The sequence below is a fragment of the Bdellovibrio reynosensis genome (assembly GCF_022814725.1).
GTDB classification, from domain to species: domain Bacteria; phylum Bdellovibrionota; class Bdellovibrionia; order Bdellovibrionales; family Bdellovibrionaceae; genus Bdellovibrio; species Bdellovibrio reynosensis.
This window is the reverse complement of sequence record NZ_CP093442.1, coordinates 1263024-1289108: the sequence shown is the minus strand read 5'-3', so window position 1 is coordinate 1289108 and position 26085 is coordinate 1263024. Positions and strand designations below refer to the sequence as shown.

Genomic DNA, 26085 nt, shown 5'->3' with positions numbered 1-26085 from the left:
ATAAAACTGATTTCAGCAAAAAAGCTGTCGAACTTACTAACGATGAAAAGCCAAAAATGCGCTCTGTCTTAATCTGAGACAGCCGGCTTAAAACGAAAAAAGCCAGTGAGGTTGCTCACTGGCTTTTTATAAATTCTAGATCGCTGCTAATTAATCGCGAGGGGCGCGCTTAGAGCTGCTGTTAGCGCTTGGACGGAAGCGCTTGATGCCGCTGTGTTCGCGACGCTCTCCAGAGCCACGCTCGCCGCGCTCTGATCTTTCGGATCTTGGTGCTCTTTCTGAACGCTCCGAACGCTCTGAACGGAAAGAAGGCTTTTCGCTGCGATCACCACCACGGAATGATGGTTTTTCTGAACGATCCGATCTTTCAGCTCTTTCAGTGCGTTGAGGGCGGTCAGAGCCTTCTGATTCATTACGGAAAGAACGGAAACCGCCGCCTGAAGAAGAGCCACGGCGTTCTGCGAATCTTTCACTGCCACGGTCAAAGTTGTCATCACCACGGTCATCACGGCGCGGGCCACGATCACGACCGAAACGGCGAGGACCACGGTCACCACCGCGATCGCCACGGTCAGAACCACGGCCACTTGTGAAGCGATTGTCTCTTGGATCACGAGGTAAAAGTTCACGAGGAATCTTGTCGCCCATATAATCAAGCATTAAGTCTTTCTTCACGAATACATTCGGGAAGTAAGCGACGATGAAACGCGCAAGCATTTCTTCTTTCGTGAATTCCTTAAGATTGATGTCGTCACTTTGCGTAAGGTCGGTGATCAAATCACTAGCTAGTTGCAACTGTGGGTTGTCCGCTTTCATCGTGCTGACTTTATCGATAACGTCTTTGATTTTTAAACCAGCCACTTCATCAGCAGAAGGAACCACACCTTTAGTCATCACTGCTTTCGTGCTTTGCATAACACGGCGAAGAAGGTGAAGCTGTTCAGGGTTTACCAAAGTGATGGCAGTTCCTTTTTGGTTGTTACGGCCCGTACGACCGATACGGTGAACATAAGACTCAGCATCCCAAGGAAGTGAATGATTCACAACGTGAGTCAGGTCTTTAATATCAAGACCACGGGCAGCAACGTCTGTTGCTACGATCACTTTTACTTGGCGTTGTTTGAATTTCTTTAAAGTTTGCTCACGCTCTGCTTGGGATTTATCACCATGCAAAGAATCCGCTGGGAATCCACGTTGAGTCAAAATGTCAGCAAGTTCTGCCACTTCCATTTTAGTTTGGCAGAAAATGATGCCGTAAAATTCTGGAAGAGTTTGTAAAAGGCGAGAGATCACTTCTGTTTTGTAGGAATTTTTAACAGTGAAGTAAACTTGCTCGATAGTTTCAGCAGTGCCACCAGTTTTATTGACCTGAACAGTTTCTGGATTTTCAAGGTAGCTGTTAGAAATGCGGCGAACTTCTGTGCTCATAGTTGCCGAGAACAACCAAGTACGGCAAGCAGCGCGGTGTGAATCCTGATCTTCAGGGTGAGTCGCTTTTAAGATAACTTCCAAATCATCTTTAAAGCCCATGTTTAACATTTCATCGGCTTCGTCTAGTACCAAGGTTTTTACGTTTTGAAGTTTGATGATTTTTTGTTCAATGAAATCAACCAAACGGCCTGGAGTCGCAACTACGATGTGTGCGCCACGTTTGATACCATCCATTTGCGTGCGGTAGCTAGCACCACCGTAAATCGTAACTACGCGGATGCCTTTTTTCTTACCTAGAAGGGTTAATTGTTCAGCCACTTGCAAAGCAAGTTCACGAGTCGGGCTCATGACAAGAGCTTGAGTGTCTTTGATGGTTGCATCGATGTTTTCAACAAGAGGAATACCGAAAGCAGCAGTTTTACCAGTACCAGTGGAAGCAAGACCGATAAAGTCTTGGGCACCAGCAAGTAGAAGCGGAAGGGCTTGGCGTTGAATAGGAGTCGGCGTTGTGAAGCCCATGTCCTGCATAGCCGCCATAACGGGCGCGCTTAGGCCAAAGCTTTCAAACGAATCTACAGTTGTAATTGGAGTCATTATAGGGACCTTTCGAAGGGCCCATCAAGTCGGTCAGAAACGCCGAGGTCGCAAGGCCCAATATAAAAATAAGTGCGCCCAAGATAAACGATCTTGGGCGCAAAAGCTCTTTATATTTTAACCCTGTAATGCGTATGAACTATTTGCACAAAGGAAGTGCTTTAACCATACTCTGAATAGAGCTGATTTGTTGATAGCGGCCACCAGATTTGATTACAGCCCAATAGACCCCTGAACTCACCACAATGCGACCTTTGTTTTTGATTTGCAAAGCCATGATACCTACACCGCAATCAAGGTTTAGATAGGGATCAAGAATAGTTTTCTTTGGGTCTGTAGGGCTTAGGTTTTTATCTTTGTTCCAGTCAAATTTACACCACGGTGCCCACTGAATATCCTGATAAGAAAGCTGCAAAAGACCCTCAGAGTAAACAGGTTTGCGTGTGACGGGGTCTGAACCCATTGTCGTTTCCTGCATACGCGATACAGGCGAATAAGCACTTTCAAACTTCGCAATCGCTACGAAAATCTGAGCCCATGCATTGGCACGCTCGTTATTGTCCAATTGATTATAACGTGGGCAGAAGCTTGTGATGTCATCGGCCCCTGGAAGCAAACTGCTCCATTCGTTAAGAATGATTTTTTGTAAGTGCTCCGACCATTGTTTGCGTTCTGGTTTTGATTCCGTTTCCCAAGCCAGCGCCTGCATTTTGTATGAGTTTTCAATCGGCGCTGGTGGAGTTGTTTCTGCCGGAGTTTCCGTCGTTCCTTCGTCTGTACCTGTGTCTGGAGTAGCACCTGAACTTTGGTTGGAATCATCGATGGAAGTGATTGGGAATTGCCCTTGTTTCGCACATCCTGTCGACAGGACGAAAGCAAAAATCGCTGTCAGCGCGAACAGGCTTGCGTTTGGCGTGTTGTGGTTTTGTTTTAAGATCATGTAAATACCCCCGCAGAGCCTATAGAGCAACGCTAAGGCCATGTGAGGTGCTCTATTCTTCGTGGAAGTATTTGAAATCCTTACGTCTTGATTCACCCCAAAATTCGCGAATCTGCGATTTTTTGTGTACACTCTTTTCTGTGCATACAAACTAGGCAAAAAATTTTAAAATTTTTGGCGCATCTTCGATATTTTCGCGTTATACAAAAGTCCTGCATATATGTGCGCACAGAGCGGAGCGAGTGAATTCATGATCCATTTATCGAATATTTCGAAGCAACACGGTAACAAGATCCTTTATAAAAACGGATCCTTTCAAATCAACGCAGGTGAAAAGATCGGTCTTGTCGGTCCCAATGGTGCCGGTAAGACAACTATCTTCAGAATCATCACGGGCGAAGAAGGTGTTGACGGCGGAACGATTTCCAAATCCGATCGTACAGTGATTGGTTATTTCTCGCAAAACATCGAAGAAATGAAAGGCCGCTCAGCAATTGAAGAAGTGAAATCAGCTGTCGGCAACATCGGTGACATGCAAGCTCGCATGCAAGAATTTGAAGCAAAACTTTGCGATCCTGATTTAGATCCCGATGAGATGAATAAAATTCTTGAGACCTACGGCGAACTGCAAGCGGAGTTTGAACGCTTGGGTGGTTATGACCTAGAATCCCGTGCTGCTGAAATCTTGACCGGTCTTGGTATCGGTCCTGATGATTATCACCGTCCTTCTGAAAGCTTTTCGGGCGGGTGGAAGATGCGTATCGCTCTTGCCAAAATCCTTGTACTAAATCCTGAAGTTCTTTTGATGGACGAGCCGACGAATCACTTGGATGTTGAATCCATCGTGTGGCTAGAAGAATGGTTGGTGAATTTTAAAGGTGCCATCCTAATGACGTCGCATGATCGTGACTTCATGAATCGCTTGGTTTCAAAAATCGTTGAGATCGCAAATAAAACCATCACTGTTTACGGTGGCAACTATGATTTCTATGAGCGTGAGCGTGATATCCGCAAAGAACAATTGATCGCGGCAGCGAAACGGCAAGAAGACATGCTTGCTAAGGAAGAGGAATTCATCGCGCGCTTCGCAGCCCGAGCTTCCCATGCCGCGCAAGTTCAGTCTCGCGTAAAGAAATTAGAAAAAATTGATCGTATTGAAATTCCACCTGAAGAGGCCGAGATTAAATTTGAATGGCCCGTTCCTCCGCGTGGGGGTGACGAGGTTGTTAAATTAGAAGGACTTGGAAAAATCTGGCAAAGGGATGATGGCAAAGAAAAGCTGGTATTTTCTGGAGCTAACGCTTTAGTAAAACGCATGGACCGGATTGCGGTTGTCGGTGTGAACGGTGCTGGTAAATCCACGATGTTAAAAATTATCGCGGGTCACACCGAAGCAACTAACGGTAAATCGACATTAGGTGCTTCGATCAATGTAGGTTATTTTTCTCAGAACTCATTAGATGTTTTAGATCCTAAAGCGACGATCTTAGATGAAGTGCATTCGCGCATTCCCAATGCCGGGATGGGCTTTGTGCGCAGCTTGCTGGGCGCATTCAAGTTTTCTGGCGAAGAAGCTGAAAAGAAAATTTCTATCTTGTCGGGGGGTGAAAAATCCCGCGTGGTACTTGCTTGTATCCTAGCGCAACCCGTGAACCTTTTGATTCTGGATGAGCCGACGAATCACTTGGATATCAAATCCCGTGAAGTATTACTTGAAGCCATTAAGAACTTTCCAGGCACAGTGATGATCGTAAGCCATGATCGCCATTTCTTGCGTGAAGTGACCACTCGGGTGTTTGAAGTGGATAAAAGTCAGCTGCGTATTTACGAAGGAAACTATGAATACTACGCTCACAAGAAACAGGAAGAACTTGCGGCTCGCTAGTTGATGAAGGAACCCTTTTGGGTTCCTTTTTTTGTCTCAATATGATTATCCCAGAAATGAGTGTTCCTTACCCTAGCGAAATAATTTTCTCAGGGATCATTAGTTTGAAGTAAAAACTTTAGCTACCTAAAAGTTCTGCCGAATAGTTCTACAGAATAACCAAAATATTTGAACGTAGGTGGTGGTTATGAGTATAGAGCTTGGCTCATTTGCCTTAAGGCAAGTGCTGTCGTCAACTGTGGTCCTTGGACCGCTTATGTTATTAATAGGCGCAAGTTACTGTCTTTTTAAGCAAGATAGAAAAAGTGTTATCTTCTATCTTGCAACGGGGACTGTTTTCACGCTCGTCGGCATGGCGTGCCTGTATTCGGGGTTTCACTTAGAACCCATGAGTGCAGAACGAAGCCAGAAGGCGGCGGAGACTTTGGCTGTGGAGCCTGCGCAGAAATAATCTTTTCTTAAATCAAAGGTTCTACAGGACACAGGGTGGTGCTTCGCCGGGTATTGGCCTATGGCCTTTTAGGGGGATTTCCTGAAGCTTGGCAGTGGACCCTGTGCCGTCTAGAACCTTTCATTTTTTGCTTCGATCGCGGGATTTGAAATTGCCAGTGGGCTTGGGGTATTTTCTGCGTAAGGCACGCCATCCGGGCTCGGTTGCCGCCGCTCCTGCGGAGCGGTTCGCGCCATCGTGGCGCCGGCAAAGGCCTTACTCCGAAAATCTCCCAAGCCCACTGGCAATTTCAAATCTGGATCTAATAAAAAACTGCAAGACTTAGTTCTTTTACGCTTCTACGAGAAATGAAAAAGGCCCCTTTCGGGGCCTTTTCGTTTTTTTGCTTCGCTGGATTTTAGTTCGTTTTGATTTCTGTCCAGGCGTCTTCGTATAGTTTTGTTTTATCGCCTAGGTCTTTCAAGCTTTCTAGTTTGCTGGTGTCTTCTGGGAATAGTGCCTTGTTGGCTTTTAAATCCTCAGCAAGGGTGGCTTTGGTGTTTTTTAGTACTGGGCCACCGTAGATTGTTGATACTTTGTTTTGTTCGGCTTTTTCGCTCATTAGGAAATTAATTAGTTTGTGAGCGGCTTCTTTATTTTTGCTGCCTTTTAGAATTACTAAGTTATCAATTGCTACTGTTCCGCCTTCTGTTGGAAGGATGTAGGCTATGTTTTTGTTTTTGGCTGCTGCTTGTAGGGCGTCAGATGAATATGTTTGCGCTGCTGCTACTTCTTTGTTGTTTAGGATGTCGATGGTGTCGCTGCTGAACATTTTTACGTCTTTTTTTGTTTTAAGAAGAACTGCTTTGGCTTTTTTGATTTCTTCTTCGTTTGTGGTGTTGACGCTGTGGCCGTTCATTTTTAGGGCCGCTGCCATTGTTTCGCGGACGTCATCTAGTAAGGCAAATTTGCCTTTTAATTTTGGGTTGGCCAATAGGTCCTTCCAGCTTTTGATTTCTTCTTTGTATAGTTCTTTATTTACAGCGATGCCGGCTGTGGTCCATGTGTAGGGGACTGAGAATTTGTTTTCTGGGTCGTAGCTTTGTTTTAGGAATTTTTCGTCGATTTGGGATTTGTTGGGGATTTGGTCCATGTTTAGTGGTTCTAGTTGATCCATTTTTGCTAGGACTTCCACCATGTAGTCGGATGGGACTGCTACGTCGATGCCCGAGGCTCCGGCTTGGATTTTTGCCAGTAACTCTTCATTTGAAGAATAGTTTGAGATGTTGATCTTGATTCCGCTTTCTTTTTCGAAGGCTTCTTTCATTTCTGAGGACAAATAGTTACCCCAAATAGATAGGTTCACTTCTTTGCTTACTGGTGCCGAAGACGTCTCTTCTTTTTTAGTGCAGGCGCCAAGGAGGAATGAAATTAGAACGCAGGATAGGATCAATATTCTCGACATTTTTTTAAATCCTTCTTATTGTTAAAACATGCTTGAGTTAGTAAATATCGGTAAAACTTTTTCCAGTCAAACGGCCTTAACGGGGGTGAATCTTTCGATCGATGAGGGAGAGTTTTTCTCTCTGCTCGGCCCCAGTGGTTGTGGGAAGACAACGCTTTTGCGGATTATCTCAGGCTTAGAGTCAGCCACTACCGGGCAGATTTTTTTGGATGGAAAACCTATTGATCATTTGTCCGCGCAGAAGCGGCCTTTTAATATGGTGTTTCAGCGTTACGCTCTATTTCCGCATCTGAGTGTTGCTGACAATATTGCGTTTGGGCTTAGGATCAAAGCTTTACCCAAAGAAGAAATTGAAGCGAAGGTAGCCCAAGTCTTAGCTCTGGTTGACATGTCAGAGTTTCGCGAGCGAATGCCTGAAACTTTATCTGGCGGGCAGTCGCAGCGTATTGCTTTGGCGCGGGCTTTGGTCAATGAACCGAAAGTACTTTTGTTGGACGAACCCCTGTCAGCTTTGGATTATCGTATGCGCGAGCATATGCAAAAAGAGCTTCGTCAATTGCAGCAAAAACTGGGTTTAACATTTATTTGTGTCACCCATGATCAGGAAGAGGCTTTTGCTCTTTCAGATCGCATCGGGATTATGAACCGTGGAGTTTTGGAACAAGTCAGTTCACCGCGGGAAATTTTTGAAAAGCCCGATTCTATTTTTTCTGCTCAGTTCGTGGATGCGACCTCGAAACTTCGTGGCGAGCTGGTTGAAGTCAGTAGCGATCTTGTCACCATCCGTCTTGGTGATGGCAGCCTGATTAAAAGTAAAACCAATATGCCACCGCAGGATTTGATTTTGGGAATGAGCCTTGATGCTTTTGTTAATAAAGCCATGATTTTTGGGGAGCGCCATAAATGAGATTAGCCCCTAGGTTGCTAGTCGCTCCTTTTCTTTGGTTTGCTTTTTTCGTTCTTATTCCATTGATCATTGTGATGATCGTGAGTTTGGCGCAGCGTGGTCCCTATGGCATAATTCAGTGGACCTTTGGTCTTCAAAATTATTTCAATGCTTTCAACCTTAGATACTCTGGGATCTTAGTTGAAAGTCTAAAGCTTGCTTCTGTGACGTCACTTATCTGTTTGGCGCTTGGTGTTTTGATTGCCTGGGCCATGGCGACTGCGGATGCGCGCCTTCGATCTTTTTATGTGATGGCGTTGGCACTGCCTTTTTTAACGAATCTTATCATCCGCATTTATGCTATTCGCCTTTTTGTTGGCGTGGACGGACCTTTACAAATGACCTTGTCACATTTAGGAATCAATTTTGATCCCTATGCCTTTACCCAAAATAAAGTCTTAGTTCTTTATGGGATGGTGACGACTTATTTGCCGTTTATGGTTTTTCCTCTTTACGGAGCCTTTGAGAAGTTTGATTTCAACCTAGTGGAAGCAGCCCAAGATCTTGGCGCTAATTCATTACAAGTCTTCTTCAAAGTTTTATTGCCAAACTTGAAAACGGCGATGGGCACAGGTCTTATTTTGGTCTTTGTTCCAGCACTGGGGGAGTATGTAATTCCTGATCTGCTTGGTGGCGCCAAAAATATGTTACTTGGAAATTTGATCACAGAACAATTTCTGAAGTCCCGTGATTGGCCTATGGGTTCTGCGTTATCCGTGATTTTAATGGCGATACTTTTAATGTTTTCTGCGCTTGTGGTGCTGTTAAGAAAAAGGACCAAACATGGCGCATGAAAAAAGAAGACCTGCAGCGCCGCTTGTGGCTAAAGTCCTCTTGATTATCACTATCGTCTTTCTGTATGTGCCTATTGCAGTCATGCTTTTAAGCGCGGTGTTAGTGCGTACTGAAGGCGAGCTTAACTTTACGTTCAAATATTTCCTCGAGGTCTTCCAAGATGAATCCCTCATGGACGCTCTGAAAAACAGTTTCATCGTCGGCTTAGGCTCTAGTCTTCTTGCTACAATTCTTGGAACATTGGCGGCACTAGGCCTGCATCGTCAAAAAAATGCCATGACCTTCCTAGTGCATGGGCTTTCGCTACTATCATTGATTTTCCCTGAAATCGTCTTTGCACTTTCGCTACTGTCTTGGTTTTTTGTTTTAAAAATGGAATTGGGACTTTTCACCGTGGTGCTTGCCCATATTAGTTTCACATTGGCTTTTGCCATGATGACGGTGTTGGCTCGCCTTGCTAGTTTAGATCTGTCTTTCGAGGAAGCTGCAAAAGACCTGGGTGCCAGTGACTGGCAGATTTATCGAAAAATCATTCTGCCGCTTTTAAAACCCGCGATTCTTGGTGGATTTATTTTAAGTTTCCTATTGTCCTTTGATGATTTTCTTATCACTTATTTTGTCAACGGTGTCGGCCAAGACACATTGCCAGTGAAGCTTTATAGCTCGATGAAAATGGGAATTACACCCAAGCTGAATGCCCTTTCCAGTTTGATGTTCTTGATGACTTTGTCAGGACTGATTTTCTTCTTCCGTTCTAGCGCTTTCCGTGTTTTCTTTGAACAAGGCAGGGGAAAACATGCAGAAGAGCGAAAAGAAATTAGTCAATAGCTGGGCTTGGTACGATTTCGGTAACAGCGCTTATTCTACAACCGTCATGGCCGGATTTTTTCCGATCTTCTTTAAGAACTTTTGGAGTCAAGGTACTGACGCCGTAGTCACCACCGCTCGCTTGGGTACTGCCATTTCCGTTTCCTCTCTTCTGATTGCAATCCTAAGTCCGTTCCTAGGTGTGATTGCTGACTTAAAAGGCTTTAAAAAACTCTTCTGTCTGCTGTTCACTTTCATCGGCGTGATTTCTTGCGCGTGGATGGGAATTATTCCGGCAGGGGATTGGTGGAACGCCATTTTAGCTTATGGAATTGCGATGATGGCGTTTAATGCCGCTACTGTATTCTATGAATCGCTTCTTCCTTTTGTCGCACGCCGTGAACACATGGACTATGCTTCGTCCCTGGGATATGCAGCCGGATACTTGGGGGGCGGAGTTCTATTTGCCATCAATGTCTTGATGTATCTTTTCCCAGAAAAGTTTGGGATCAGTGACGGCGTCTTAGCCGTGCGTATATCATTTATCATGGTGGCCGCATGGTGGTTGGCCTTTTCCCTTCCTCTTGCTAAAAATATCCCAGAACCCGCAGTGCAATTTAAAGAAGGAACTTTCTTTTCATTGTCTAAAGAAAGTTTAAAAACTTTAAAACGCACCTTCAAGTCGTTGCTTCGCGAAAAAAATCTGCTTTATTTTATGGTGGCCTATTGGCTGTATATCGATGGGGTTTACACCGTAATGACCATGGCCGTGGACTTTGGGGTGTCCATCGGCTTTGAAGCAAAAGATTTAATAGCAGCACTTCTGATAACTCAGTTTATTGGTTTTCCGTGCGCCTATTATTTTGGAAAAGTAACGGGTAGATTCGGTACAAAAAAACCGATCTTATTTTGTATCGGGGTTTACTCTATCACCGTGATAGCTGCGACTTACATGTCCCAAGCCTGGCACTTTTATCTGCTCGCAACCATCATCGGTCTTGTGCAAGGTGGTGTTCAGTCTTTAAGCCGTTCGATGTTTGGGCGCATGATCAAAAAAGAAGAAAGTGGAGAGTATTTCGGGCTGTTCAATCTGGTCGGAAGATTTGCTTCAATTTTAGGTCCACTCGTCGTTGCCTTTGGTGTAACGACAACGGGAAGTTCACGTATGGGTATGATCGGTCTTTTGATCTTATTTATCAGCGGCGGAATGCTTTTGACTCTAGTGAAAGAACCAGGGGAGCAAACCCGTTAGTGCTTCTTTTCGTCGTCTGATTTTTTGCTGTCTTCTTGCTGTTCTTCGATAATCTTTTTTGCCTTCTTACCAGTGATACCCATCCACTCTGGTAAGAAAATAGCGATCACGATAAAAATAAGGGTCACTATGATGAAAAAGATGCTCATAGTAAGGACCAATGACATGCTAAACCCCTTGGCAAGAATGAATCTTTTTTATAATAACTAACGACCAAAGGGAATTAAAACTTAGTGTTGGACAATGCCCCTTATTAGCCCGATAACCCTTTAATATGACTTACAATCCACGGGATCACTATTTTAAAAAGGCCAAGCAAGAAAACTTCGCGGCCCGCTCTGTTTTTAAACTTGAAGAGATTGATAAAAAGCTGAAACTTTTTAAGCCAGGCCAAACTGTTTTGGATTTGGGTGCTTCTCCGGGGTCATGGTCCCAATACGCTTCGCAAAAAGTCGGCGACTCAGGCCGAGTGTTGGGTGTGGATTTAAGCCCCGTCACAGTGAAGTTAAAAAATGCTGTTTTCATTCAAGCCGACCTACGTGATTTGAATTTAGAAGAAATTTTTAAAGAACATGGCTTCCAACCTCCGTTTGATTTAGTGCTTTCCGATATGGCGCCGAAAACCACAGGAATTCGCATGACTGATCAAGCTCGTTCCATGGAGCTTTGTGAACTTGCGCTCGATGTTTCCCGCCGCTTCTTGAAAAAAGACGGGCACTTTGTATGTAAGCTTTTTCACAGCGATGACTTCACAAAGCTGCGTGATGAAATTAAAAAAACCTTTCATAAGTTCGAAGCCGTAAAACCAGATTCGACTCGCAAGATCTCTAAAGAGATTTTTTTAGTGGGCATCAGTAAAAAATGATCATTCGTCGGATATTTGAGAGCGATGATTTTGTGTTGATTGACAAACTTGCTGGTGTGTTAACAACGCCCAGTCGGTTTGAAGAAGAAGATATAAGACTGTGTTTAGGAACCGCTTTACAGGCGGAAATGAAGCAACAAATTTATCCAGTTCATCGTTTAGATTTCGAAGTTTCAGGCCTAGTGATGTTTGCAAAAAACGCAGAAGCCCATCGTCAAAGTAACGCTTGGTTTGAAAATAAACTCGTGCAAAAAACTTATCGGGCGCTAACGACTCCTCAAGATTTTTCCCATATTCCAGCGAATATTTCTAATCCACGAATTACTTTTGAGCCAAAAGCAAACGAAACTCTTCACTGGAAATCTCAACTTTTACGAGGGAAAAAGCGTACTTACGAAAGCCCCCAAGGCAAGCCCAGTCTGACTTTGGCGGCCTTTCTAGGTACGACTAAAGATTTTTTGTTGTGGGATCTTCAACCCGTGACGGGACGACCCCATCAACTGAGGTACGAGTTAAGTCGGCACGGATTTCCGATCGTTGGTGATGCGCTTTATGGTTCGAAAGTTCCATTTGGTGAAAACAAAATCGCACTTCGTTCTTACAAAATCGACTTCTCAAAAGCTCCATCCGCCAAGGCTTTCGGGCTTCCACCCGCAGTGGAGATTGAAGCCGAATTCTGACTTCGCTAATCATGTATGAGTACGCATATAATATTTTATTTGCCCTATTTTACTTAGTCAGTCTAAATATTAAACATGAATCCTGTTAGTGGTATTGGTGAAAAAGTAAGTAGGAAAGAAATTAGCGAATTCATGGACTGCATTCGCCATATTTTTAAAGCACTTCGTGTGTCTTCAAGTCATCTCGAAAAAGTTTTGGGACTTAGTGCTGCGCAAATTTTTGTCCTGCAAAAGTTAAAAGAAGAGCCAGGTCTATCCATCAACGATCTTGCCGTTCGCACGACTACTCATCAAAGTTCTGTTTCTGTGGTCGTAAAAAAATTAGAAGAACATGGCCTTGTAAGCCGATCTATTTCTAAAGAAGATTCCCGCCGTGTCGTGGTGTCTTTAACAAACGAAGGTATGAATCGTCTAAATACCATCCCTAGCACAGTCCAAGATCAAATGATCTTATCGCTAGAAAAAATGCCAGAAGAAAAAACCACGATGCTTGCGACCCTGATGAAAGAGTTTGTGAATTCAGCAGGCATCGTAGGAATTAAAGACTAAATTTCCCGTTTAATTTGTTCTAAGTAAGTTTTGATGAAGGCGATCCTATGTTCGCCTTCTTTTTTTGCGCTTTCGGTATTTAAGTGGTCAACCAAGCGAAAAAGCTTCTGGAAAAAATGATCGATCCCATAATGCTTGTCATTAAGATCCCGCGCTTCGGCCCATGGATCTTCACCAGAATAAAAAGGCCGGCTCATAAGGCTGCTGGTAGCGAAACAACGGGCAATGCCGATAGCACCTAAAGAATCCAAACGATCGGCGTCTTGGACGATTTTAGCTTCAAGGGTGGTTGCCGGAATTTGCGCACTATAACTGTGGGCTTCAATGGCGTGGCGAATAGGTTCAAAGGTGTCTTCAGGGTATTGAAGGCTTTTTAAGTACTCAATTGTCGCCTCTGCTGATAGTTGCGAAGCATAGGGGCGTCTTGGATCATCTTTCGGCACATTAATGTAATCATGAAAGAACGCCGCCGGCATAACAATGCGCCAATCTGCATTTTCTAAGGTGCAAAGATTTTTGGCGGTATTGACGACTCTTTTAACGTGCAAATAATCATGGGCAGGATCCGTGTGAGGATAAAGTACCCGCGCCTTGTTATTGAATAATTCGAACCATTTTTTTTCATCAAAAGTCGGCGCCATTTTTTCAGTTTCCATCAAATGCTCCCACTTTTATGTCCTCTGATATTTTCAATTTAGAGGACTTTGGGCGCAAGTTTTCGTGACTTGTTTTGTAGCTAGGCAGAGCTTTAATGATTTGCAGGACGGCGTAAAGCCTTGCACCAGTCAGGATGCCTTTTAGTCCCACCGTCGTAAGCATAGGCTAGGTTGTTTGCTAGCAAAATGTCTTTTAGGGATCTTCCGTCGACCATCACATCCGCCAAAATGCGGAAGTACTTATCACGTTGGACGTTGTGAAGCTCTACCGACTTCGCGCCTTTCAGTGTCGTTGATACTAAGTTTCTTGCCACACGACCGGCTTCTTTTTCACAGCGATCTTTGGTTTTCACTTCGGGGGTGTCTATACCGTGAACGCGCACAGAAATGTTTTTTCCAATAAGCGCCGGCACATTTGGAATATTAACGGTGATGGTATCACCATCATAATTTTTTAAAACTTTCACACAGCGAAAGGTGGTGTCGTCATGGTTGCAAGGGTTGGCAAAAGAAAGTGAAGAAACTAAGAAAAAACTTAAAGCAGAAATCAAGATGTTCATGCTTTAAGCCTAATGGCGCCAGAAGGCAGGGGTCAACTACGGGATGCTATTCAAAGCTGCTAAATTCGAAATTCTAGCGTGACTGCGCACTTTCTTTGAAAGCAGTCGGTCTTTCACAGCGATTTTATCTAAAAACTTCTTGATATCTTCAGGTTTCCACGAGCGCTCTGTTTTTACTAAAATAGCCGCTACTAATCCCGTCACCCACGCGGTGGCCTGGGAAGTTCCTGTCATCGCACCATACTTCCCACCGGGCAATGATGAATGAATGTCCTTACCCGGGGCAACGATATCCACAGTTTCGATACCATAATTACTAGAATCCAGAAGTTTTTTATGTGAATCCATCGCGGCCACGGAAAGAATATTGCTTAAACGGTAACCCGCTGGATAGTAGCCGACGCGATCGGTATTGCGCCCATCATTACCGGCCGCTGCAACAAAAAGAATTCCCTTTTTTTGTGCATCACGGATGGCAGCTTCTTCCAGCGGGCTTTTAAAATCCCCACCACCAGAATAGTTAATAATATCCGCCTTCATCTGAATCGCATAACGAATGGCTTTTACTGTATTTAAAAGGTTTTCTTCGCCCGACTGATCGGGATCAAAATACTTTAAGATCATGAATTTGACTTTGCCGGTGCGAGCTTTTTGCAGAATGATGCCAGCCACATGGGTGCCATGCCCATGATTGTCAGAAAGATCATTATTATTAGAAACAAAATTCCATCCATGGAGGTCATCGGCATATCCATTGCCATCATCATCGTTCAAATTTTTACTGTCTTTCGGATTCACCCAAAGATGATTTCTTATAAGGGGATGAGTCGTATCGACGCCTGTATCAATGATCGCAACGATGACGTCGCGATTTTCTTCTGCCTTTGCAGCAACCACTGCGCAGATGTGAAGTAGGATGATCAGTAACAATATTTTCTTTGAAAATCTTTGCGTCGTCTTCATGACTAATACACAAAGCAATGATGGGGCCAGGCTCAGCAGTTCTTAAAATGTATTTTGTCTGAAATTTTTTTCAGACTGATCAATTTTTTCTGAACATAAAAAATGCCCGAACGGTTGTTCAGGCTTTTTTAGTCAGTTTTAATCTTTCGACAACTGTCAAAAGTTTAGACAGTTCCCCTCTGAAAACAGAGTGTTTAAGCGACTCGTTTGATACCAGGGGCTTTTGCCAAGGTGTACTTGTTACGACCGGTTTGTTTAGATTCATAAAGAGCCTCATCCGCTCTTTTGTACCAGTTGTCGGCAATTTCGTTTTTAGTAATTTCAGCAATACCCATTGAAACAGTGAAGCGGATCTCTGCGTTTTCATGAACAAAGACTTCTTTGCGGATTCGATTCATGGCTTCTTCAGCCATTTTAATCGCAGCTTGTTCGTCACAGCCAGGCAGTATCACCGCAAACTCTTCACCCCCTAGGCGGGCAATAAAGTCTTCCTCACGACTGAAAGCTTCCTCTAGAAGTCGCACGCATTCTTTAAGGATAAAGTCGCCGATATCATGGCCATAGTTGTCGTTGATTTTTTTAAAGAAATCGATGTCCAAGATAATCAAGCTCATTGGATCACCATCGATCTCATGAAGCTGTAAGTAACGACGTACTTGTTCATCGTAACTGCGGCGGTTGTGCGCCCCTGTTAGATGATCGCGACGCATGGTTTGATTGGCTTCCATCAATTGCTTTTTAACCGTCGTTAAATTCTTTTTGATGGATTCCATGCGCTTAGATCGGCGTTCATCTTTGGTGCTTTGATGTTTTAAATAGAAGTTAATGAACTCGCGGGACTTGGCACGCAAGTCTTCGATGGAATTTGATTCCACAGCTTCGCGAAGTTGTTCAAGACTTTGATTGATGTCGGCTTGGGCTGCATCTTCCACTTGGGCTTCTTCACCCAAATGGTCAGCGAAGTCCCAGATGATACGTTTAAAATCATCAAAAGTGTTTTGTACATAAGTGTATTCATCAATTCGGTAGCTAGATATAAATTGGCGTAACTTAAATAGCGTCTTTTCAGTAGATTCTGAATCGGGCTGAACAAGTTCTTTTGCAAATGTATCTAGTTTGTTACGAACTTTTCTAACGGAATGATTTTGAATTTCAAAAAGATGTTTATTATAGACATCCAAGATATATAACAACGTTGCGCGGTCTTCAGTTAACATCGGTGTTGCTGATTCTTTACCTTCCGGTGAAGAACCCCAGTCCATATCAAATTGCTCGACAAGTTTTTTCATCCACGTTTTCAAGGACAGCCTCCGGGGCTTCAAGTTCCAACTAGTTACTTTCTTTTCGGAATTTTTTGTTGCTCTGTTAATATCAACACTTCTTGATTCTGAAATTTCACTGTGTCATTCCGAGATTCTGTGCGCTCGCACATGGTCTTTACCCGAAGATTGCTGTTTTTCTGCATAACTTTTTGACTGGACCTGCGACTAGCGCCGAATGGTTTTATGATTTTTAAATTTGGAGGTTCACCATGGCAATCAGTGCAAAAACCAGCGGACCGGATTTTACCAAAGGTGTGCAGATTGAAATTCTTCAAGACGGCGAAAGCTTGCTAGGGCATGTTGGCGATGAAGCAGTTCTTTTGGTCCGCCAAAATGGGGAATATCACGCCATCGGTGCCCAGTGTTCCCACTATGGGGGCCCCTTAGAAAAAGGATTGATCACCGGGGAAACAGTCCACTGTCCTTGGCATCATTCCTGTTTTGATCTTCGCACCGGGGAAGCATTAAAAGCACCGGCATTAAATCCTATAGCAGCATGGCATGCAGAAATTTGCGAAGGCAAAGTTTATGTCACCGATAAAAAAGCACCGGTGGTGAAACCACGTCCAGGAACCGAAGTTCAGCGCTTCGTTATTATCGGTGGTGGTGCTGCTGGGACTGCCGCGGCTGTGATGTTACGGCGCCAAGGCTTTCAAGGAAGCATTCATATCATCAGCGAAGATAAAAACCCTCCCTATGACCGGCCGAATCTGTCTAAAGATTATTTAGCGGGGAACGCTCCAGAAAGTTGGATTCCTCTTTATGATGAAGATTTTTATAAGCTTAATAAAATTCAGTTAGAGCTTTCTACGAAAGCCGATAAGGTGGATCCTCACCGTCGCAACATTCATTTGTCGAATGGAAAAACCCTGCGCTATGACCGCTGCTTAATTGCGACAGGTGGATCACCCATTGTTCCGCCGATCCCGGGTATCAACACCGACAAAGTTTATTTTTTAAGAACTTTGCAGGATTCCCGCAGAATTATTGCGCGTACCTCTTGGGCTAACAAGGTTGTGATTATTGGGGCTGGTTTTATCGGGTTGGAAGTGGCAGCGTCTTTAAGAATGCGCAATATGGAAGTGCATGTGGTTGCGCCAGAAGGGGAGCCACTCATGAAGCAGCTTGGTGTGCACGTCGGAAGCCACATTAAGCATTTGCATGAATCTAATGGCGTCCATTTTCACTTAGGTCATTCGGTAAAAGAAATCCGTGAACGCAGTATTATTCTTGATGAAGGGCAGACCATTGAATGTGACTTCATTGTCGTAGGGACAGGGATTCGACCTAACATTCAACTGGCCGAACAAGCTGGGTGCTGGATTGATAATGGTGTTTTAGTAAATGAATATCTTGAAACCAGCGTCCCTGGCATTTTTGCTGCCGGGGATATCGCGCGCTGGCCGGATCGTCGAAGTGCCCGACCGATCAGGGTTGAACACTGGGAAGTCGCCGAACGCCAAGGGCAAGTGGCGGCCTTAAATATGTTAGGGGACCGTGTGCGCTTTCATGATGTCCCGTTCTTTTGGACAACTCACTATGGAATTACCTTTGGCTACATTGGCTTTTCAGACCGCTTTGATCGCATGGATGTGATTGGGGATATGAATAGCGAAAATTTCGCAGTGGCTTATTACGAAGATCAAAGAATTGCAGCGTTATTGACTGTTGGCCGAGATATGGAAAGCCTGATGGTGGAAGAAGCCCTTGCACATTTTAATGATGATGCCGTGAAAGACATCATTCGAACTTTTGAAAGAAAGATGAATCAATCACCTAAAATTTCGCCCCCATCGGCGCCACCGCCTTCTTCCTCGGGCTCCACAGCCTCTGTATAGGAGCTTGGATCTATTTTATTGATCCAAGAGTTTGGGAAGAAACTGTAGTAGGCATAGTTGTTTCGGCACACATCAATCGTCGAAACAAGGGGATGCCACGGCGAATTTTTGTCGTTGCGGATGGGAATAGCCAAGTCGACCTGTATGATGCTGTTATCATTTTTAACCCACTCACAGGTTTTTTGCGCCAGTCGCCAGTAAATAAGTGGATCACACTGAGTACGCGTCATCAACCACGGCGGTTGCAAAGAAAGATCTTCTTTGCTGCCATCCTTTTTCCATATTGATAGGTGAGGCTGGCATTGAACTCGGCCATCATACATGATCATGGCGTACATGCGCCCTTCGCCAGTTAAAGCGGAGTTTCCAGGAATCAGGTACTGAGGCAATTGTAAAATAAGAAAAATCAAAAGCAGGATTTGTGCTGTTTTAGTGCTAAAAGCTTTTTTAAAGGATTCTTTAATATTCCACTCTTCGACCGTCGGCCTGACGATCAAAAGTATTCCTAACAGGGAAAGCATGACGACGGGGTAGAAAAAACGAGTTAAATGCCAAGAGTATAGGTGAAAATAAACCAGCTGAAAAAAAAGAAAATAAAACCAACGATCTTTTTTTGAAAAAAGGAAGAAAATTAAACCCAATTCAAGAACAAGCACATACCAAACTCCAAGCGTCGTCATATAGCTTGGCATGATATGGTCATTGATAGCTGTACCGGTAAGCCACTGACTATTTATTTTTAGTACACCGGCTGTAAAATAAATAATGAAAAAAGAAACGGTCAGGCTAAATCTTCTTTCCGGAATCAAAAGAAAAACCAGTGCTAACATTGTCGGAAGGTAGTGGTAGTTACCAGTCAGTCGATAATCTAACGCGATAATAGAAATTTTAAAAAGAATCAGAATCAATAGCAGGCTCGTAGCAAGCCGAACTTTCTTGTTCCACCAAGCGATAGCGCCCGCAATGGCAAAAAGACCATACAGAACAAGGATAAAATTTAGAATCCCTGGTGATGGCTTAAATAACTCGCAGCTAGAAAAGAACGGCCAACAGATGGGGGCATTGGAAGGCGATAAAATCCAATGCAAGGGTCTTTCGGTCAACCAAAACAAAATCGTCAGAAGATGTTCAAGGCAGAATATAACCCCGATAATTCTTAGGGCCGGATGTTTTTGCACTTCGAGGATGAGTTTTTTCACGGCGATTCCTTCATTCCCAAAGAAAAAGCCGTTTCTTTTGAAAAGGGCAGGCGGGTTTCAGAGTTGAAAATGGCGCCTTCCAAGTTCGCACCATACAAAAGAGCTTTTGATAAATTAGTGTCTTTAAGATCAGCAAAGCGTAGGTCAGCGAAACCTAAATGGGCTTTTTCTAAATTTAGCTTAGATAGATTTTTACCATTTAAGACGGAAAACGGTGCATACAGATTTTCTTGCAGAATAACGTTGGCATCAGGAAAACGTGGTTCTGTCCCAGGAGTTAACACCGGAAAAGAAGGCGAGAAGACCTGATCTTTGGAAGGAAAGTACAAAGAGTTGATCTTTGGTGGCGGAAACAAAACTCTTCCTTGCGGGAAGAGTTGAGTTGCTACCAAAAAAATCCCTAACAAAGAATAATAGATCTTAAAATTGATCATTAGAAGCCATCGCCGTCACCGTCACAGGTTGTTCCGTTGTTGATATAACCAATGGTGCGGGTTGAACCATTATAACATTGATAAAGTGTCGACGTTCCACAAGAACCTGCAGTGGCGTAAACCAACCCATGACCATTACCACCGCAGGCGCTGCCGGCTGCAGCAACAGCGACATGGTTCACCGCCGTGATGCGACCCTGGGCATCCACATAGAATTGCGGGATATAAGAGCCATTCCCATACCATCCAGCACCGACACCGGTATTTGTAAGTCCAAGATAAACAGCACCGCTGCCGCCACCACCTTGCAGTCCCGTGCTTGGTCCTACGTAAGTGATCGTACCGCCAGAATTGTTATCGGCTTGGGGAACCCACTGGCCGCCATCCCATTTTAAAACTTGGCCAACACCAGGGTTGACGTTAGCAACCCAGCGACCTTGAACTCTTTGAACTGTGGTTCCAGTTTGTCCACCGACCACGTCGCCTGCTAAAGCACCATAAAATCCCGCGGCATTACCAGATATATTTCCTGAAACCTTCGCCCCCGAAACCGAAGCAATTTTCGCGTCAGTGACATTGCCGTCTGCGATTTTAATTGTCGTTACGTTTCCATCGGCGATCTTTGCTGACGTCACATTTTGGTCAGCGATCTTGGCTGTTGTTACGTTTAAATTCAAAATCTTAGCTGTCGTCACACTGTTGTCGGCAAGCTTTGCAGTCGTAACATTAAGATCTGCAATTTTAGCTGTTGTCACAGCTTCATCAGCTAGTTTACCTGTTGTCACATTTAAATCAGCTAATTTATTTGTGGTTACGTTCGAATCAGCAATCTTGCTAGTAGTTACGTTCGAATCAGCAATCTTGCTAGTAGTTACGTTGGAATCGGCAATTTTGGCTGTCGTCACATTTTGATCAGCAATCTTTGATGTAGTGACATTGCTATCTAAGATCTTCACTGTGGTGATAGCGTTATTTGCTAAATCCACTGTATTGATAGTTCCATCAAGAATCTTAGCCGTCGTAATGGCCGAGTCGACGATCTTAATTGTACTGACTGCACCGTTAGCGATTTTATTAAACGTAATTGCACCGTCAGCGATTTTTGAATTGGTCACAGCACTTGTCATAATTTTGTCAGATGTAATAGCTTCATCTGAAATCTTTTCTTCGGTGATCGCTTCATCTGCTAGGTCATTTGTCTGAATACCCGCAGAACTAGTGACGATGTTTTGCCATTGACCGTTTGCTGCGACCTGAACTGTTTTCGTGGCTTCATCAAATCTCATTAAACCATCACGCGGGGGAGCTGTGGTAGAACCGTCTGACGTCGGAATGCCAATAGCTCCGGTTGTCGCTGCTGTAGAAGTAGGATTTAATAAAGCCAACAGTCCGTCAAAGTTAGCGGGTAATAAAAGTGTTTCCACTTTTGTCTGAGTGATATTCGCAGAATTTTGAATGAAGTCGGTAGCTTTCTTACCATTTAAGGCAACGGCATTTTCTGACTCCATCGCATAAGGAACAGAACGTAAGTTTAAATCCGGAGCCAAAGTAACTACCTCAGTGCCTACAGTGAAGCTAACGCGAATTTTTCTAGTGTCACCACTGAGAGGCGTATAACTATTGCCGCTATCACAGAAACTTAAGGAATTAATGACCGCGGAATTTTTTAATATTTGATGAATAGCTAACGAGTGACCTACATTTACCTTTGTGCCTTCACTTGAACCGATAACAAAGTTAATGACACCTTTAGAGTTCGTCATATTCACTGTGCGGTTTTCTTCCCAAAGCACGCAGGATTCCGCATTAGGCGAAATGATTTTAAGATTAAATGTGACGCTAGCATCTTCTAACGGAAGACCATCAGGCTTAATGATGCGACCTTGAAGGCTCAACCCTTGCGGAACTTCGGTAAGTTCCATCTGCGCATGGGTTGCGATCGAAGTTAAAAGAACAACCAACAAAACCAAGGTTCTTTTTAAGTTCATAAAAGTTTCCTTTAAAAGACGTTCAATAAAAGAAAACCAAGCTACTTGAATTCTTATCGGACTTATGTGTGACGGATTTTAGGGCATCCTGGCCTTATTAAGAAAATTTGATAAACGTGCGCCATCTAGAGATCAGCTAGGAGTCCGAAATTTGCATTCCTAACGTGACGATTCTGAAATATTTTTTCTGCACGAAGCGCTTAGCAAGGGTAATTGCTCGCGCAAACAAGCGAAGTATCTCTTTTGATTTGCGCAAAATTTTTGAATATCAGATTCACAGTCTTTTTTAAATTCCGCTTGGATAGAGGCGACTTGGTTTGCGCAGGCCCCCGAAATTTCATCTTTCTTGTGTCTTAAGCAAGCCAAAGGACTCTCTGAAAAAAAACGCGTTTTGCGACACAATGTTTCGTAATCATCCCAGCAGGCCTTTGCATTTTTTAAAAGCTTTTCCTTCGCTTCTTTCGAAGATAAAGGTTTGCGATGATCTTTTTTGTGATCAAGTTCTGCAGGCATTTCAAATGCCGATGGATCTACAATCTCCATATTTTTTACTGTGGAATTAGTTTGTGCAGCGACTTCTGCTTTCGGTGCTGGCGGTGGCGGTGGAATCAATGTCTGTGACGTTTGCAAAGCTGTATTGAGTTTCGGTTCAAGATGCATTGGCTCAACATTGGATGTTTGAATAGCTTCCTTAGAATTTTGCAGTATCTTAAAAGTAATGAAACTTGAAGCCACGGACAGGCTGACGATGCCAAATACAATTAATAGGACGCTCCGGATTTGCATAATAATTTGCTTCGGCCATTTCGCGAATTTTCTAAAATCTACTTCGAGCTCCTATTTAATAGTTCGATGAATAGCGCCGATAAATTAGATGTCATGAGGAGGTTAGCATGTTTCGGAACCTTTGGGTGCTGCTACTGCCTTTTGCACTTCTCACAAGTGCCTGTAGTCTTGAAGCTAATATTGATGATCTATTAAAGACGGCCTTGTCGTCTCCTCCCAAACTTCCTGCGGGAGTAAGTTTACCCACTCGTCCTATTTCAGGCGTTGTTACTGATGCGGCCTCATCAGACTTTTTATTAAGTGAAGCCTTCGTGGGGTCCCATGGCGTGGCTGATGGTGAAACCCCACTGATGGTGGTGGTACGGCTGATGAATTCAGACAACACCGTGGTTGCAGGCCATGTGCCAGAGTTAGAAGTCGTTAGCGGAACCGGTGTTATTAAAGCTCCGTGCACAGCTTCAGATAACTTTGGTATAGTTCTGTGCCCTCTAAAATCTTCTGATTCCGGAGTGAAAAAAATTAAATACACGAACTTGAACGGTTTTGTTGTAGAAAAAGACTTGGTCTTTGATTCACCTGTGAAAGAAACCACCGTGATTGGTTCTTCCGGCGGAGAAATGCAAGAACTGACAGACCCGCGTGGCTGGAAGATGTCAGGTACGGTGGGAACTTCCTACGGAAAAGTTCTAGCAGAAGATCGTGGCTGGAAATTATATGTGGGCCCGGTTAGTTCGACTCTTGAGTAAGAACTAATAATCCGTCTGCACCTGAAGTCGCCAAGAATAAATGACCCTTATGATAAACCGGAGAACTTGAAAAGGTACCGGTTAGTTTTATCATCTGTTGCAATTTTCCAGACTGTAAATCGTAAAAGCAAAGCCCTTGGTTTTCGCACAGGAACACCACGGTTTCTTTTTTTTCGTAACTTAAAATCAACGGACTTGATTGCGCGCGGTTGGCGATATTTTCAATATTGCTGATCCATTGAATTTTGCCAGTGTCAGCGTCAAGGACAAAGTTTTGTTTTGCCCCGGTGATGGCGACGGTTTTGCCATCTCGGCTGATAGAAGGGCAAGACATGGATCCCCCATCTAAAGCAGTCTTCCAATTAAGCTTTCCTGACTTTGCTTTTACAGAATAAATAAAACCGTCCCAAGAACTAAAATAAACCGATTCATTCATCACTAGGGGGCTGCATTTGATGTCGTCTTTACTTGCGAAATCCCAAAAGTGTTTGCCGTTTTTAAGATCGAAGGCTTGAAGAAATCCTGTGTTAGATCCCATGAAAATCAGATTATTGCTATCATCTAAAGCAGGTGAAGAATGGGGATGATTTCCAATAAGATTTGAATTCCAAAGCCAGGCTCCGTTTTTAGCATTCAGCGCCAGCAAAAAACCATCGGGGCCGTTAAGTTCAACGCCGACATATAAGACGCCATCATGCAAAAGCGGTGAAGACCCAATCGTCATACCGGCCTTCGTTATCCAGCGTATGCTGCCATCATGTTTGTTTAAACAATAGATAAAGCCAGCATAATCACCAAAATAGATGCTGTCCTTATCTACAAGGGGGGTTGAGTGCAAACCGCGGGTAGCGACGGCACTTACAAACTGCCACTTCAGTTGACCTTGCCAATCATAGGCCCTTACAAAACCAGTGTCGTCGGCGACATAAAATCCTTCATCATCTACAGCAGGGGAACTTTTAGAAGCTCTGTGAATTCCATTGTTCAGATTTTTTACCTGCCACTTTAAAGAAAAAGGTAGAAATTCATCTTGGCTAGAAATATCAACTCGCCCCCAGCGCGCGGCATTTCCACGGTACATGGAAGTCGCTTGCGAGGGGTCCGTGACAGAGTATTGTAAAGGGCTTGCAGTGACGGCAGTGGCCAACTTTTCAAAACTAAAATCCGATTTAAGCAATGGTAAAGTTTTGTATTCGACCCAAGTAAGTAAACCTAGGATTAAAATGCAATAGACGATGAAAATTATCTTCTTCATAAAATTTCCGCCCAGAACAAAGCCATAAAAGACTTTTTGCAGACATCTTTAATATGTAGCCGTGTTTGCAATTGCGATTCGGTGCTGCGACGGGACTGCAACCAAAAATCAAAATTGCCGTCATCATTTTGGCAGATGCGATGAATTTGATTTAAATAAACAATCGGATCACATTGCGTGCGCGTGGAAGGGGGACGAATAAACGGGTCATAAATTTCGCCCGCATTTTTCAGATTTCTAATTAAAACAGTTTCACAGTGCACGTTTGCATCTAACATATTTAAAGATACCAGACGTGGGGCCCCACTGGTCGCTGGGTCCTTTGAAAACATATAAGGTATGAATTGCAGACTGGCCAGAAGAAGCAATAAACCTAATGATGACTTATTCTTTATCAAATTCTGATCTAAATAAGATTCCCAAGGTTCTTTGCCCAGAGGAATTAAAATGAATAATCCTAAAAGTAAAAACATTGTTAATGGATAAAAGTAACCAACGATGTGCCAGGAAAATAAATGAAATAAGAAAAATTGTCCCAGGATCAAGTAACGGTGCAATGGTTTTTTACTGAATAAACCAAAAACTAGGATCGTTTCCAAGATAACGACATAGATTAAACTTAAATGCTGTAAAAGCGGACTTAAAAAACTAGGGCGAACTAAAGCGACACCGCTTAGCCATTCAGGATTGAATTTTAAAAGGCCTGCTCCCCAATAAAAAATCCCAATTATAAATGGAATCAGTTGTTTTTTATGGGGAACAAATAAAAATGCCAGATGCACAATAAAACCCATGTAGTGGTAATTGCCCATAAGGCCATAACTAAGACTTAAAAAGTAAACTTTCAAAACAAGCAGCCCAGCTAAAAGAAAGTAAGCAACCCGCTTTTGTAAATAAAAAGCAACGGCGGTGATTAAACCTAAAGCTGCATAAAAGTATAAAAACAAAGCCGCATTATTACCGTCACTGAATCTAAACGATTCGCAAAAGGGCATCATCGGCCAACACAGGGGTAAAGCTGCGCTAACTAAACGTAAAGAATTTTCCATCCAAAAGTAGGCACTTAGTACATGGCTCAGTGCCAGTAAAACTCCATACAGATTTAAAGCCCGAGAATGAAAGATCTCTGAAATATTCCTGCAAAAATATTTCTTCATGGTGAGGACCTAATGACTATTTTTGATTTCTTTATAAAATCCGCCGGCAATAACTTCGCCGATCGTGAATCCATACTGCAGTTCTTAAAAGTGGAGGCGATAAAATCAGTGCGGCTGAACTGGACATTCGTAAAATCAACGTTTTCAAACTGACTGTTAAAAAAGCGGGCGCCATCTAATTTTACATTTTCAAACTTCGCATTTTTAATCTGGCAGTGGAAACATTTGATTCCCGAAAGGTCCGATTCGAAAAATTGCACATCTTCTATTGAGCTTGAAACTATTTTGGTACCTACGAGTTTTGATTTCACCCACGAGCTGTTTTTGACCGATATTTGCTGCCAGTGATTTAAAATGAAAGAGGAGTTGGTGAAGCTTGCATTAATTATTTGAGAGAATGCCAACGGCTTCTCATCATAGATCACTTTATTTTGCTTCTGACCGCTAAACACAGAGGGGCTAAGCAAATTAGCTCGCGTAATTTGCGTTTGAAAAATTAAGGCAACAAAAGTAGCTCCGAAAATTCCGATGGCCTTCATGAT

Annotated in this window: 25 protein-coding genes; 10 read left to right on the top strand and 15 right to left on the bottom strand. The window is 43.5% G+C overall.

Features of this window, described 5'->3' with window-relative positions; translation table 11 throughout:
• Positions 1-150: 150 nt before the first annotated feature.
• Positions 151-2025 carry a DEAD/DEAH box helicase gene (locus MNR06_RS05975; protein ID WP_243540041.1) on the bottom strand — a complete coding sequence of 625 codons (1875 nt, stop codon included), beginning with the start codon at positions 2023-2025 and terminating at the stop codon, positions 151-153.
• 139 nt (positions 2026-2164) lie between these two features.
• Positions 2165-2965, bottom strand: coding sequence for a hypothetical protein (locus tag MNR06_RS05970; RefSeq protein WP_243540039.1), 801 nt, complete (start codon positions 2963-2965; stop codon positions 2165-2167).
• Between the two features lie 250 nt (positions 2966-3215).
• On the opposite strand from MNR06_RS05970, the gene MNR06_RS05965 reads away from it, so the two are divergent.
• Positions 3216-4850: an ABC-F family ATP-binding cassette domain-containing protein gene (locus MNR06_RS05965; protein ID WP_243540037.1), complete on the top strand. Its 1635-nt coding sequence runs from the start codon at positions 3216-3218 to the stop codon at positions 4848-4850.
• A gap of 848 nt (positions 4851-5698) precedes the next feature.
• Here MNR06_RS05965 and MNR06_RS05960 read toward each other — a convergent pair.
• Positions 5699-6745: a polyamine ABC transporter substrate-binding protein gene (locus tag MNR06_RS05960; protein ID WP_243540035.1), complete on the bottom strand. Its 1047-nt coding sequence runs from the start codon at positions 6743-6745 to the stop codon at positions 5699-5701.
• 85 nt (positions 6746-6830) lie between these two features.
• Here MNR06_RS05960 and MNR06_RS05955 point away from each other — a divergent pair, with 85 nt between their 5' ends.
• The 4 genes from MNR06_RS05955 to MNR06_RS05940 are packed head-to-tail and all read left to right on the top strand — an operon-like array spanning position 6831 to position 10545.
• Positions 6831-7652, top strand: coding sequence for an ABC transporter ATP-binding protein (locus tag MNR06_RS05955; RefSeq protein WP_243540033.1), 822 nt, complete (start codon positions 6831-6833; stop codon positions 7650-7652).
• The gene (locus MNR06_RS05950) at positions 7649-8485 is read left to right on the top strand and encodes an ABC transporter permease (RefSeq protein ID WP_243540031.1); all 837 of its coding nucleotides are present in this window, start codon (positions 7649-7651) and stop codon (positions 8483-8485) included. Before MNR06_RS05955 ends, MNR06_RS05950 begins: the two co-directional genes overlap by 4 nt.
• Positions 8475-9314, top strand: coding sequence for an ABC transporter permease (locus MNR06_RS05945; RefSeq protein ID WP_243540030.1), 840 nt, complete (start codon positions 8475-8477; stop codon positions 9312-9314). The genes MNR06_RS05950 and MNR06_RS05945 overlap by 11 nt, the downstream gene beginning before the upstream one ends.
• Positions 9283-10545, top strand: coding sequence for an MFS transporter (locus MNR06_RS05940; RefSeq protein WP_243540028.1), 1263 nt, complete (start codon positions 9283-9285; stop codon positions 10543-10545). The genes MNR06_RS05945 and MNR06_RS05940 overlap by 32 nt, the downstream gene beginning before the upstream one ends.
• Here MNR06_RS05940 and MNR06_RS05935 read toward each other — a convergent pair.
• Entirely contained in the window at positions 10542-10712 is a 171-nt protein-coding gene (locus tag MNR06_RS05935) for a DUF485 domain-containing protein (protein ID WP_243540026.1), read from the bottom strand. The genes MNR06_RS05940 and MNR06_RS05935 overlap by 4 nt on opposite strands.
• Positions 10713-10819: 107 nt before the next feature.
• Between MNR06_RS05935 and MNR06_RS05930 the strand changes: the two genes are divergently transcribed.
• The 3 genes from MNR06_RS05930 (at position 10820) to MNR06_RS05920 (ending at position 12639) form a co-directional block, all read left to right on the top strand.
• Entirely contained in the window at positions 10820-11410 is a 591-nt protein-coding gene (locus MNR06_RS05930; protein WP_243540024.1) for an RlmE family RNA methyltransferase, read from the top strand.
• Positions 11407-12090: an RluA family pseudouridine synthase gene (locus tag MNR06_RS05925; protein ID WP_243540022.1), complete on the top strand. Its 684-nt coding sequence runs from the start codon at positions 11407-11409 to the stop codon at positions 12088-12090. Before MNR06_RS05930 ends, MNR06_RS05925 begins: the two co-directional genes overlap by 4 nt.
• A 75-nt stretch (positions 12091-12165) precedes the next feature.
• Positions 12166-12639, top strand: a complete 474-nt coding sequence (locus tag MNR06_RS05920) for a MarR family winged helix-turn-helix transcriptional regulator (RefSeq protein WP_243540020.1) — start codon at positions 12166-12168, stop codon at positions 12637-12639.
• Here MNR06_RS05920 and MNR06_RS05915 read toward each other — a convergent pair.
• The 4 genes from MNR06_RS05915 to MNR06_RS05900 all read right to left on the bottom strand — a co-directional run bounded on the left by MNR06_RS05915 (position 12636) and on the right by MNR06_RS05900 (position 16119).
• Positions 12636-13295, bottom strand: a complete 660-nt coding sequence (locus MNR06_RS05915) for an HD domain-containing protein (protein WP_243540018.1) — start codon at positions 13293-13295, stop codon at positions 12636-12638. The genes MNR06_RS05920 and MNR06_RS05915 overlap by 4 nt on opposite strands.
• Positions 13296-13387: 92 nt before the next feature.
• On the bottom strand, positions 13388-13855 hold the full coding sequence (locus tag MNR06_RS05910; RefSeq protein WP_243540016.1) for a thermonuclease family protein: 468 nt from the start codon (positions 13853-13855) through the stop codon (positions 13388-13390).
• A gap of 36 nt (positions 13856-13891) precedes the next feature.
• Positions 13892-14818, bottom strand: a complete 927-nt coding sequence (locus MNR06_RS05905; protein WP_243540014.1) for a S8 family peptidase — start codon at positions 14816-14818, stop codon at positions 13892-13894.
• A gap of 194 nt (positions 14819-15012) precedes the next feature.
• Complete coding sequence (locus MNR06_RS05900; protein WP_243540013.1) at positions 15013-16119, bottom strand: GGDEF domain-containing protein; 1107 nt, start codon at positions 16117-16119, stop codon at positions 15013-15015.
• A gap of 230 nt (positions 16120-16349) precedes the next feature.
• Here MNR06_RS05900 and MNR06_RS05895 point away from each other — a divergent pair, with 230 nt between their 5' ends.
• Positions 16350-17978: an FAD-dependent oxidoreductase gene (locus MNR06_RS05895; protein WP_243540011.1), complete on the top strand. Its 1629-nt coding sequence runs from the start codon at positions 16350-16352 to the stop codon at positions 17976-17978.
• Here MNR06_RS05895 and MNR06_RS05890 read toward each other — a convergent pair.
• From MNR06_RS05890 to MNR06_RS05875, 4 genes are all read right to left on the bottom strand, one after another.
• On the bottom strand, positions 17909-19177 hold the full coding sequence (locus MNR06_RS05890; protein WP_243540009.1) for an HTTM domain-containing protein: 1269 nt from the start codon (positions 19175-19177) through the stop codon (positions 17909-17911). The two genes, MNR06_RS05895 and MNR06_RS05890, sit on opposite strands and share 70 nt — an antisense overlap.
• Positions 19174-19611, bottom strand: coding sequence for a pentapeptide repeat-containing protein (locus MNR06_RS05885; protein ID WP_243540007.1), 438 nt, complete (start codon positions 19609-19611; stop codon positions 19174-19176). Before MNR06_RS05885 ends, MNR06_RS05890 begins: the two co-directional genes overlap by 4 nt.
• Positions 19611-21599 carry an autotransporter outer membrane beta-barrel domain-containing protein gene (locus tag MNR06_RS05880; protein WP_243540005.1) on the bottom strand — a complete coding sequence of 663 codons (1989 nt, stop codon included), beginning with the start codon at positions 21597-21599 and terminating at the stop codon, positions 19611-19613. Before MNR06_RS05880 ends, MNR06_RS05885 begins: the two co-directional genes overlap by 1 nt.
• A 159-nt stretch (positions 21600-21758) precedes the next feature.
• A complete protein-coding gene (locus MNR06_RS05875; protein ID WP_243540003.1) occupies positions 21759-22385 on the bottom strand; it encodes a hypothetical protein in 627 nt (208 codons plus the stop codon).
• A gap of 107 nt (positions 22386-22492) precedes the next feature.
• On the opposite strand from MNR06_RS05875, the gene MNR06_RS05870 reads away from it, so the two are divergent.
• Positions 22493-23131 (top strand): hypothetical protein, encoded by a 639-nt coding sequence (locus tag MNR06_RS05870; protein WP_243540001.1) that lies wholly within the window; start codon positions 22493-22495, stop codon positions 23129-23131.
• Here MNR06_RS05870 and MNR06_RS05865 read toward each other — a convergent pair.
• Genes MNR06_RS05865 through MNR06_RS05855 form a run of 3 tightly spaced genes read right to left on the bottom strand, consistent with a single transcriptional unit; the run spans position 23112 to position 26082 of the window.
• Positions 23112-24386, bottom strand: a complete 1275-nt coding sequence (locus tag MNR06_RS05865; RefSeq protein ID WP_243539999.1) for an outer membrane protein assembly factor BamB family protein — start codon at positions 24384-24386, stop codon at positions 23112-23114. The two genes, MNR06_RS05870 and MNR06_RS05865, sit on opposite strands and share 20 nt — an antisense overlap.
• Positions 24383-25543, bottom strand: coding sequence for an HTTM domain-containing protein (locus tag MNR06_RS05860; RefSeq protein WP_243539998.1), 1161 nt, complete (start codon positions 25541-25543; stop codon positions 24383-24385). Before MNR06_RS05860 ends, MNR06_RS05865 begins: the two co-directional genes overlap by 4 nt.
• Positions 25540-26082 (bottom strand): pentapeptide repeat-containing protein, encoded by a 543-nt coding sequence (locus MNR06_RS05855; RefSeq protein ID WP_243539996.1) that lies wholly within the window; start codon positions 26080-26082, stop codon positions 25540-25542. Before MNR06_RS05855 ends, MNR06_RS05860 begins: the two co-directional genes overlap by 4 nt.
• Positions 26083-26085: the final 3 nt, after the last annotated feature.

What these genes read in the sequence shown, in the direction of transcription:
- MNR06_RS05975 (WP_243540041.1), bottom strand. Translation starts at nt 2,025, where the DNA reads ATGACTCCAATTACAACTGTAGATTCGTTTGAAAGCTTTGGCCTAAGC.
- MNR06_RS05970 (WP_243540039.1), bottom strand. Translation starts at nt 2,965, where the DNA reads ATGATCTTAAAACAAAACCACAACACGCCAAACGCAAGCCTGTTCGCG.
- MNR06_RS05965 (WP_243540037.1), top strand. Translation starts at nt 3,216, where the DNA reads ATGATCCATTTATCGAATATTTCGAAGCAACACGGTAACAAGATCCTT.
- MNR06_RS05960 (WP_243540035.1), bottom strand. Translation starts at nt 6,745, where the DNA reads ATGTCGAGAATATTGATCCTATCCTGCGTTCTAATTTCATTCCTCCTT.
- MNR06_RS05950 (WP_243540031.1), top strand. Translation starts at nt 7,649, where the DNA reads ATGAGATTAGCCCCTAGGTTGCTAGTCGCTCCTTTTCTTTGGTTTGCT.
- MNR06_RS05945 (WP_243540030.1), top strand. Translation starts at nt 8,475, where the DNA reads ATGGCGCATGAAAAAAGAAGACCTGCAGCGCCGCTTGTGGCTAAAGTC.
- MNR06_RS05940 (WP_243540028.1), top strand. Translation starts at nt 9,283, where the DNA reads ATGCAGAAGAGCGAAAAGAAATTAGTCAATAGCTGGGCTTGGTACGAT.
- MNR06_RS05935 (WP_243540026.1), bottom strand. Translation starts at nt 10,712, where the DNA reads ATGTCATTGGTCCTTACTATGAGCATCTTTTTCATCATAGTGACCCTT.
- MNR06_RS05930 (WP_243540024.1), top strand. Translation starts at nt 10,820, where the DNA reads ATGACTTACAATCCACGGGATCACTATTTTAAAAAGGCCAAGCAAGAA.
- MNR06_RS05925 (WP_243540022.1), top strand. Translation starts at nt 11,407, where the DNA reads ATGATCATTCGTCGGATATTTGAGAGCGATGATTTTGTGTTGATTGAC.
- MNR06_RS05920 (WP_243540020.1), top strand. Translation starts at nt 12,166, where the DNA reads ATGAATCCTGTTAGTGGTATTGGTGAAAAAGTAAGTAGGAAAGAAATT.
- MNR06_RS05915 (WP_243540018.1), bottom strand. Translation starts at nt 13,295, where the DNA reads ATGGAAACTGAAAAAATGGCGCCGACTTTTGATGAAAAAAAATGGTTC.
- MNR06_RS05910 (WP_243540016.1), bottom strand. Translation starts at nt 13,855, where the DNA reads ATGAACATCTTGATTTCTGCTTTAAGTTTTTTCTTAGTTTCTTCACTT.
- MNR06_RS05905 (WP_243540014.1), bottom strand. Translation starts at nt 14,818, where the DNA reads ATGAAGACGACGCAAAGATTTTCAAAGAAAATATTGTTACTGATCATC.
- MNR06_RS05895 (WP_243540011.1), top strand. Translation starts at nt 16,350, where the DNA reads ATGGCAATCAGTGCAAAAACCAGCGGACCGGATTTTACCAAAGGTGTG.
- MNR06_RS05885 (WP_243540007.1), bottom strand. Translation starts at nt 19,611, where the DNA reads ATGATCAATTTTAAGATCTATTATTCTTTGTTAGGGATTTTTTTGGTA.
- MNR06_RS05880 (WP_243540005.1), bottom strand. Translation starts at nt 21,599, where the DNA reads ATGAACTTAAAAAGAACCTTGGTTTTGTTGGTTGTTCTTTTAACTTCG.
- MNR06_RS05875 (WP_243540003.1), bottom strand. Translation starts at nt 22,385, where the DNA reads ATGCAAATCCGGAGCGTCCTATTAATTGTATTTGGCATCGTCAGCCTG.
- MNR06_RS05870 (WP_243540001.1), top strand. Translation starts at nt 22,493, where the DNA reads ATGTTTCGGAACCTTTGGGTGCTGCTACTGCCTTTTGCACTTCTCACA.
- MNR06_RS05865 (WP_243539999.1), bottom strand. Translation starts at nt 24,386, where the DNA reads ATGAAGAAGATAATTTTCATCGTCTATTGCATTTTAATCCTAGGTTTA.
- MNR06_RS05860 (WP_243539998.1), bottom strand. Translation starts at nt 25,543, where the DNA reads ATGAAGAAATATTTTTGCAGGAATATTTCAGAGATCTTTCATTCTCGG.
- MNR06_RS05855 (WP_243539996.1), bottom strand. Translation starts at nt 26,082, where the DNA reads ATGAAGGCCATCGGAATTTTCGGAGCTACTTTTGTTGCCTTAATTTTT.